The organism is Microbacterium testaceum (assembly GCF_001476285.1).
Lineage (GTDB): Bacteria > Actinomycetota > Actinomycetes > Actinomycetales > Microbacteriaceae > Microbacterium > Microbacterium testaceum_B.
This window is the reverse complement of the sequence record NZ_LDRU01000040.1, coordinates 64,060-72,342: the sequence shown is the minus strand read 5'-3', so window position 1 is coordinate 72,342 and position 8,283 is coordinate 64,060. Positions and strand designations below refer to the sequence as shown.

The window sequence follows — 8,283 nt, the reverse complement described above, 5'->3', positions numbered from 1 at the left end:
GCCATGGCATCCGCCCCCTTCGTCGTCTCCGCGCCCGCACCCCGGGCCCGAGCAGCCCCCGTTGAGCGTCCAAAACACGCCGTAATCGGGGCGGCCGTTACGGCGTGTCTTGGACACTCGACCGGTCCCGGCGGGCCGTGGGACGCGGGCGCGATCCCGTCCGGGGGCGCGTCGCGACGGCAGAGGGGCGGATGCCAGTGGCATCCGCCCCTCCCGGGTTCAGCGTGTCAGCGACTCAGCGCAGCGCGTCGACCACCGCGTTCAGGGTCGCGGACGGGCGCATGACCTTCTCGACGAGCGCGGTGTCGGGGCGGTAGTAGCCGCCGATCTCCGCGTGGTGGCCCTGCACCGCGTTGAGCTCGGACACGATGGTCTGCTCCTCGACCGCGAGCTTCTCGGCGACCGGCGCGAAGACCGCGGCGAGGTCGGCATCCTTCGTCTGCTTCGCCAGCTCCTGCGCCCAGTACAGCGCGAGGTAGAAGTGGCTGCCGCGGTTGTCGATCGTGCCGAGGGCACGGCCGGGCGACTTGTCGTTCTCGAGGAACGTGCCGGTCGCGGCATCCAGGGTCTCGGCGAGGACGCGAGCGCGCTCGTTGCCCGTGGTGTCGGCGAGGTGCTCGAGAGACGCCGCGAGGGCGAAGAACTCACCGAGCGAGTCCCAACGGAGGTAGTCCTCCTGCACGAGCTGCTGCACGTGCTTGGGAGCCGAACCGCCGGCGCCCGTCTCGAACAGGCCACCGCCGGCGAGCAGCGGGACGATCGAGAGCATCTTGGCGCTCGTGCCCACCTCGAGGATCGGGAACAGGTCGGTGAGGTAGTCGCGCAGCACGTTGCCCGTGACCGAGATCGTGTCCTCGCCGCGGCGGATGCGCTCGAGCGAGTACTTGGTGGCCTCGGCGGGGGCGAGGATCTCGATCGTGAGCCCCTCGGTGTCGTGGTCGGCGAGGTACTCGTTGACCTTGGCGATGAGGTTGCGGTCGTGCGCGCGGTTCTCGTCGAGCCAGAACACGGCGGGCGCGCCGGTCGCGCGGGCGCGGGTCACGGCGAGCTTCACCCAGTCGCGCACGGCCACGTCCTTGGTCTGCGTCGCGCGCCAGATGTCGCCCGCGTTCACCTCGTGCTCGAGCAGCACGTCGCCGTTCGAGGCGACGACCTGCACGCGGCCGGGCGCGGCGATCTCGAAGGTCTTGTCGTGGCTGCCGTACTCCTCGGCGGCCTGGGCCATGAGCCCGACGTTCGGCACCGAACCGATCGTGGCCGGGTCGAGCGGGCCGTTGGCGATGACATCCTCGATCGTCGCCTGGTAGACCCCGGCGTACGAGGAGTCGGGGATGACGGCGAGGGTGTCGTCCTCTCCCCCGTCGACGCCCCACAGCTTGCCGCCGTTGCGCACGAGGGCCGGCATCGAGGCATCCACGATCACGTCGGACGGAACGTGCAGGTTGGTGATGCCCTTGTCACTGTTGACGTACGACAGGCGGGGGCCGGATGCCAGGGCGTCGCGGATCTCGGAAGCAATGGCGTCGCCACCGTCGACGTTCGCCAGACCCGCGAGGATCGAGCCGAGACCGTCGTTGGGCGTGAGACCGGCAGCAGCGAGGGCGTCGCCGTGGCGGTCGAACACGTCGGCGAAGAACGCCTTCACGACGTGACCGAAGATGATCGGGTCGCTGACCTTCATCATCGTGGCCTTGAGGTGCACCGAGTAGAGCACGTCGTCGGCCTTCGCCTGCTCGAGCGTGTCGGCGAGGAACGCGTCGAGGGCCGCGGCCGAGAGGAAGGTGGCATCCACGATCTCACCCTGGAGGACCTTCAGGCCCTCCTTGAGCGTGGTGACGGTGCCGTCGGCGGCGACGTGCTGGATCGACAGGACGTCGTCGTCGGCGATCACGACCGACTTCTCGTTCGAGAAGAAGTCGTCGTGGCCCATCGTGGCGACGCGGGTCTTCGAGCCTTCGCCGAACGGCTTGTTGCGATGCGGGTGCTTCTTCGCGTAGTTCTTCACCGCGAGCGGGGCGCGGCGGTCGCTGTTGCCCTCGCGCAGCACGGGGTTTACCGCGGAACCCTTGATGCGGTCGTAGCGCGCGCGCACGTCTTTGTCTTCGACGCTCGTCGCCTCGTCCGGGTAGTCGGGGATGTCGTAGCCCTGCGACTGGAGCTCGGCGATCGCGGCCTTCAGCTGCGGGATGGATGCCGAGATGTTCGGCAGCTTGATGATGTTCGCCTCGGGCAGCGTCGCGAGACCGCCGAGCTCGGCGAGCGCGTCGCCCACCTGCTGCTCGGGGGTGAGGCGCTGGGGGAAGGCCGCGAGGATGCGGCCGGCGAGCGAGATGTCGCGGGTCTCGACGTCGACCCCCGCCTGCTTCGTGACAGCCTGCACGATGGGCAGGAACGACGCGGTGGCGAGAGCCGGCGCCTCGTCGGTGTACGTGTAGATGATGGTGGAATCGGGCACGTCAGATCTCTCCGTAGAGGCGGCCAGGGTGTGGTTTCAGCCTATCGCACGTCGGCAAAGTCTCTTGATGTCAAGATAATTCGGTGGTCGTCGCGACGGCCCCTTGCGGGTTTCGTCCGTGACTATGCGGCATCCCGAAGGTTGCACACCCCCGTCGGGCCGATAGCCTGGGCGCATGGCCGACCTTCGTCTCGTCGAACTGTCCGCCGCCACGATCGTGGCGGTCAACACGCTGTCGTTGAAGCCCGGACAGGAACAGTTCCTGGCCCCGGTGAGCTACGGCATCGCCGCCACCGTCATGAACCCCTCGACGTCGTGGCAGCGCGTGGTGCTCGACGGCGACGAGGTCGTGGGCTTCGTCAGCGCCAACTTCGATCCCGACGCGCACGAAGAGCACTTCCGCTCCGTCCTGTGGCGCATCAACGTCGACGCGGACGAGCAGGGCCGCGGCGTCGGCAGCTACGCGATCGCCGCGGTGCTCGCCGAGGCGCGCGAGCGCGGCATGGACCACGTCGACGTCATCTACGAACCGGGCGTCGGTGGCCCCGAGGCCTTCTTCCAGCGCGTGGGCTTCCAGCCCGTCGGCGAGACCGAGTACGGCGAGGTCATCGCGCGCGTCAGCGTCTGACGCGCGGCGCGTGGGCTGATCAACAGAATCGGATTCGGGCAGCGGATTCGGCTCAGATCCGCTCGCTCGTCCGAATCCGCTGCACCGTTCCGATTCGGTGACGGTGGGGCCTTCCCTCCACAAACGCGAACTTCCCCAACCCGTGCACCGTTGACCGCTGTTGCCACGCGGCGCGACGCTCGCGCGGGCAGGGTGAAGCGATGGACATCGCGAAGTGGGTGGCAGAGCACGGCGGCATCGTGCATCGGCAGCAGATTCTGGATGCCGGTGTCCCCGCGAGTCGTCTGCGCACAGCCATCACGCGGGGCGAGGTCGACCGGGTGCGGCGTTACTGGGTCGCCTCGACGAACGCTCCGGCCGCCCTCGTGCAGGCCGCGCGGTCGTCGGCACGGCTCGCGTGCGTCAGCGCCGCAGCGTTCCGCGGGTGGTGGATCCCCCCGGGCGTCGGCGATTCGCTCCATGTCACCGTGAAGGCCGACGGGCGCCCTCCGGGAGAGGGTGTCGTCGCGCATTGGTCGTCGCCGCTCGTCCCGCTGCCGCCGCATCAGCTCGTCGAGTCGATGCTCGACAGCCTCGAGCACGTGGCAAGCTGCCTATCGTTCGAACAGGCCCTGGTCGTGTGGGAGTCGGCGTTGCGCCGCGAACGGTTACACCCGGACGTCATCGCCAACGTCCACTGGCGCTCGCCCGTGGCGCGCCGACTCGCCTCCGTCTCGCGGGGGGAGTCCGACTCTGGGCTCGAGACGATCTTCGTCGTTCGTCTCTCTCCGTGGGGCGTAGCGATCCGCCAGCAGGTGTTGATTGCGGGACATCACGTCGATGTCCTGATCGGCGATCGACTCGTCGTCCAGCTCGACGGCTTCGCCTTCCACTCGACCCCCAAAGACCGACAGCGCGACCTCGACCACGATCGAGAGCTCATTGCGCGCGGGTACACGGTCTTGCGCTTCACCTATCGCGACGTCGTTACGGACTGGCCAGCCGTCGAGAGGGTCATCGCGACAGCTCTCGCCCAGGGCCTTCATGTAGCGGCGTGAGTGCAGCTCGGAGCAGGCCGGGTGGCGCGAGGCGACCGGAACCACGAGCAGATTCGGATCGGCGCACCGGAATCGGACCGCGGGTGCCCCGGCATCCGAGGTTGTTGCGCAGGTCCGAATCCGTTGCGGTTACGCACAGCCCTCCACGGAGCCACCCCCAAACCCCGGATGCCACCCCCCACCGTGACGGCGGGAGCGTGGCATCCGCGGGTCGGAGAGAGGTCAGACCAGAGACTCGCGCCAGGCGGCGTGGAGCTGGGCGAACTTGCCCGTGCCGGCGATGAGGGCGGCGGGAGTGTCGTCCTCGATGATGCGGCCGTGCTCCATCACCAGCACGCGATCGGCGATCGCGACCGTCGAGAGGCGGTGCGCGATGATGATCGCGGTGCGATCGGCGAGCAGGGTCTGCAGCGCATCCTGGATCTGGCGCTCACTCGGGATGTCGAGCGACGCGGTCGCCTCGTCGAGGATCAGCACCGCGGGGTTCGCGAGGAACGCCCGGGCGAAGGAGATGAGCTGCCGCTGCCCGGCCGAGACACGGCCTCCGCGCTTGTTCACGTCGGTGTCGTAGCCGTCGGGCAGCTTCTCGATGAAGCTGTCGGCACCCACCGCGCGCGCCGCGGTGCGGATCTCGTCCATCGTCGCGTCGGGCTTTCCGAGCGCGATGTTGTCGGCCACGGTTCCGCTGAAGAGGTACGCCTCCTGCGTGACCATGACGATCGCGCGGCGCAGGTCCTTCGGGTGCAGGCGGCGGAGATCGACGTCGTCGAGGGTGACCGCGCCCGCCGTGGGGTCGTAGAAGCGCGACACGAGCTTGGCCAGCGTCGACTTGCCCGCGCCGGTCGTGCCGACGAGGGCGATCGTCTGCCCCGCCGGGATATCGAGCGAGAAGTTCGGCAGGATGACGCGGTCGTCGCTGTAGCCGAAGGTGACCTCGTCGAAGCGGACGTGGCCCTGAGCTTCCCACAGATCGACCGGGTCGGTCGGGTCGGGAACGGTGGGCTCCTCCTCCAGCACGCCCGACACCTTCTCGAGCGCGGCCGTCGCCGACTGATACGAGTTCAGGAAGAACGCGACCTCCTGAAGCGGCGAGAAGAAGTTGCGGACGTACAGCACGGCCGCCGTCAGCACACCGATCTCGAGGGGTCCCGCGATCACGCGGCCGCCGCCCCACAGCAGCACGACCGCCACCGACACCGCGGCGACCGCCATGATGCCGGGCTCGAACGTGCCGAAGAGACGGATCGAGCGCATGTTCACGTCGCGGTAGTCGCCGGCGAGCTTGCCGAACTCCTCGTCGTTGCGGGGCTCTTTGCGGAACGCCTTGACGGCGCGGATCCCCGTCATCGTCTCGACGAACTTCACGATGACCTGCGCGCTGATCACACGGGACTCGCGGTAGATCACCTGCGAGCGACGGTAGAACCAGCGCATGAGCAGGTACATCGGGATGCCCATGACCGTCAGGATGAGCCCCGACTGCCAGTCGATGAGGAACAGAGCGACCAGCGTGAAGAGACCGTAGAGCACACCGGACACGAGTTCGTTGAGGCCGCCGTCCAGCAGCTCGCGGATGGTGTCGAGGTCGCTCGTCTGGCGCGAGATGATGCGCCCCGAGGTGTAGGACTCGTGGAACTCGAGGCTCAGCTTCTGCGTGTGCAGGAAGATGCGCTTGCGCAGATCCAGCATCACCGCCTGGGTCAGCCGCGCGGCGACCACGACGTACCAGCCGATCAGGACGGCCCCGCCGACACCCGCCAGAAGGTAGATGCCCACGACGCCGATGGTCGGCATCCAATCGGCTCGATCGATCACCGCGGGCAGCGCGTTGTCGATGCCGTACGCGATCAGTGCGGGGCCGGCGACGCGGAGCGCGGTCGACACCACGAGGACGGCCGCCGCGAGGACGAGCTGCCACCGCAGGGGCGACACGAGCGAGCCGAGCAGACGCAGCGAGCGCTGACGGATCGCGCGGCTCTCGTCGCGCGTGTAGTCGGAGCGGTCTTCGCCGCTGGTTCCGGAGACGGTCGCGGTGCTCATCGGGTCGCCTCCTTCTCGGTCAGGGTGTCGTCGTCATGTGCGCGGATCACGTCGATCGCGCCGGTGCGCGCTTCGCGTTCCGCCTCTTCGAGGCTCGAGATGACGTACCGGTAGTGCTCGCTCTCGCGGAGCAGGTCGGAGTGAGCGCCGACGGCGGTCACTCGGCCGTTCTCGAGGAGCGCGACCCGGTCGGCGAGCGTCACCGTCGAGGGACGGTGCGCCACGACGAGGGCCGTCGTCTCGCTGAGCACCTCGCGGAGGGCGTCTTCGACGAGGGCCTCGGTGTCGACGTCGAGCGCCGACAGAGGGTCGTCGAGCACCAGCACGGCCGGTCGCGCCGCGACGGCGCGCGCGAGAGCGAGCCGCTGGCGCTGCCCGCCGGACAGGCTCAGCCCCTCTTCGCCGATGACGGTGTCGAGGCCGTCGGGAAGGTCGAAGACGAAGTGCGCCTGCGCGACCTGCAGCGCCTCTCGCAGGATGCGGTCGGCTTCGGCCGAGCCCGGCTCGAGGTCTTCGCGACCCAGCAGCACGTTCTCGCGCACCGTCTGCGAGAACAGCGTCGCGTCTTCGAACGCCATGCCCACGTGCCGGCGCAGTTCGGCGAGGGTCAGTTCGCGCACGTCGACGCCGTCGAGCAGCACGCGTCCACCCGTGACGTCGTACAGGCGCCCGGGCAGGGTCGTGAGCGTCGTCTTGCCGGAGCCCGTGAGACCGACGAGAGCCATCGTCTCGCCGGGACGCAGCACCAGATCGACGCCGTCGATGAGATCGGGCTCGGTGGCAGCGGCATCCTGATACCGGAAGTGCACGCCCTCGAAGGTGAGCTCGCCCCGGGGCTCCGCGATCGTGCGCGGGTTCTCGGGATCGACGATCGTGTTCTGCTCGTCGAACACCTCGAAGATGCGGTCGGTCGCGGTACGGGCGTCGAGGAGGAACGAGAAGAGGAATCCGATCGACTCCATCGGCCAGCGCAGCACCGTCGCCATCGCGAAGAACGCGACGAGCTCGGCGACCTGGAGCTGCCCGAGCTGGTTCAGCACGATGCCCGCGCCCAGGCACACCGCGAAGGCGATGTCGGGCAGGAGCACCAGGAAGAACCAGATCCAGCCCACGGCGCGCGCCTTGTCGATCTCGGTCTCGCGCAGCGACTCGGCCTGTCGGGTGAACTTCTGCAGGGCGTGACGCCCCCGGCCGAAGGCCTTCAGGACACGGATGCCGTGGACGCTCTCTTCCACCGAGGTGGCGAGGTCGCCCGCCTGGTCCTGGCTCTGACGGGTCAGGGCGCCGTAGCGCTTCTCGAAGCGGAAGCCGACGTAGATGACGGGGGCCGACGTGATGAGGAACAGGGCACCGAGCAACCAGTGCCAACGGAAGAGCAGGACCGCTCCGATCGCGATGGTCAGCAGGTTGACCACGAGCAGGATCACGCCGAAGGCGAGCCAACGGCGGAGCATGCTGATGTCCTGCATCATGCGCGACAGCAACTGGCCCGACTGCCAGCGGTCGTGGAACGCGACGGGCAGGCGCTGCAGGCGCGAGTAGAAGGACTGGCGCAGGTCGTACTCGACCTTCGTCGCCGGTGCGAGGACGAACCAGCGGCGCAGCCACACCATCGCCGCCTCGGCGAGTCCGAGCGCGAGCACGGCGACCGACCCCCACACGAGGGCGGTGGGGTCGAGCGAGGCGATGGGTCCGGCGACGATCTGCTCGAGCACCAGCGGGATCGCCAGCGCCAGCAGGCTCGCGATGAGGGCCGTGACCGCGCCCGCGATGAGGCGCGGGATGACGGGACGCGCGATGGGCAGAAGCCGAGCGAGAGCGCGCGGGGTGGACAGGTGCGGGCGAGGCGAAGCGGAAGTCATGATCCTCAAGGGGTCGAAGCGAGCGCCGGGATCGGGCGCGGAAAGGGGATGCCGAGGGCACCGGCACTCAGCCGGGACGGGCGCGGTGGGCGGCGCTCGAGCGCCGGCGAGAGGCCCTAGTGGCGCCCGTGAGGACGCGCGGAAAAGACGGAGGGCGCAGCGACACGGGCGACGGGGGCGTCGATGTGGTCCATGGCATCCTCCTTGAGATGAGCGGAAGCTGCCCGGGGGTGTGACAGCCCTTCAGGATATCCCCGTGAG

5 protein-coding genes are annotated in these 8,283 nt (G+C 68.9%); 2 read left to right on the top strand and 3 right to left on the bottom strand.

Going from position 1 to position 8,283, the window contains the following annotated elements; translation table 11 throughout:
* Positions 1-235: 235 nt before the first annotated feature.
* The gene (locus NS283_RS08520; protein ID WP_058596431.1) at positions 236-2,455 is read right to left on the bottom strand and encodes an NADP-dependent isocitrate dehydrogenase; all 2,220 of its coding nucleotides are present in this window, start codon (positions 2,453-2,455) and stop codon (positions 236-238) included.
* A gap of 175 nt (positions 2,456-2,630) precedes the next feature.
* Here NS283_RS08520 and NS283_RS08515 point away from each other — a divergent pair, with 175 nt between their 5' ends.
* Both NS283_RS08515 and NS283_RS08510 read left to right on the top strand, forming a co-directional pair.
* Entirely contained in the window at positions 2,631-3,083 is a 453-nt protein-coding gene (locus tag NS283_RS08515) for a GNAT family N-acetyltransferase (protein ID WP_058596430.1), read from the top strand.
* A 200-nt stretch (positions 3,084-3,283) separates the two neighbouring features.
* Positions 3,284-4,120, top strand: a complete 837-nt coding sequence (locus NS283_RS08510; protein ID WP_058596429.1) for a type IV toxin-antitoxin system AbiEi family antitoxin domain-containing protein — start codon at positions 3,284-3,286, stop codon at positions 4,118-4,120.
* A 222-nt stretch (positions 4,121-4,342) separates the two neighbouring features.
* On the opposite strand, the gene NS283_RS08505 is transcribed toward NS283_RS08510, so the two are convergent.
* Together NS283_RS08505 and NS283_RS08500 are read right to left on the bottom strand one after the other, a co-directional pair.
* The gene (locus NS283_RS08505; protein ID WP_058596428.1) at positions 4,343-6,160 is read right to left on the bottom strand and encodes an ABC transporter ATP-binding protein; all 1,818 of its coding nucleotides are present in this window, start codon (positions 6,158-6,160) and stop codon (positions 4,343-4,345) included.
* Entirely contained in the window at positions 6,157-8,022 is a 1,866-nt protein-coding gene (locus tag NS283_RS08500; RefSeq protein WP_058596427.1) for an ABC transporter ATP-binding protein, read from the bottom strand. The genes NS283_RS08505 and NS283_RS08500 overlap by 4 nt, the downstream gene beginning before the upstream one ends.
* Positions 8,023-8,283 lie beyond the last annotated feature (261 nt).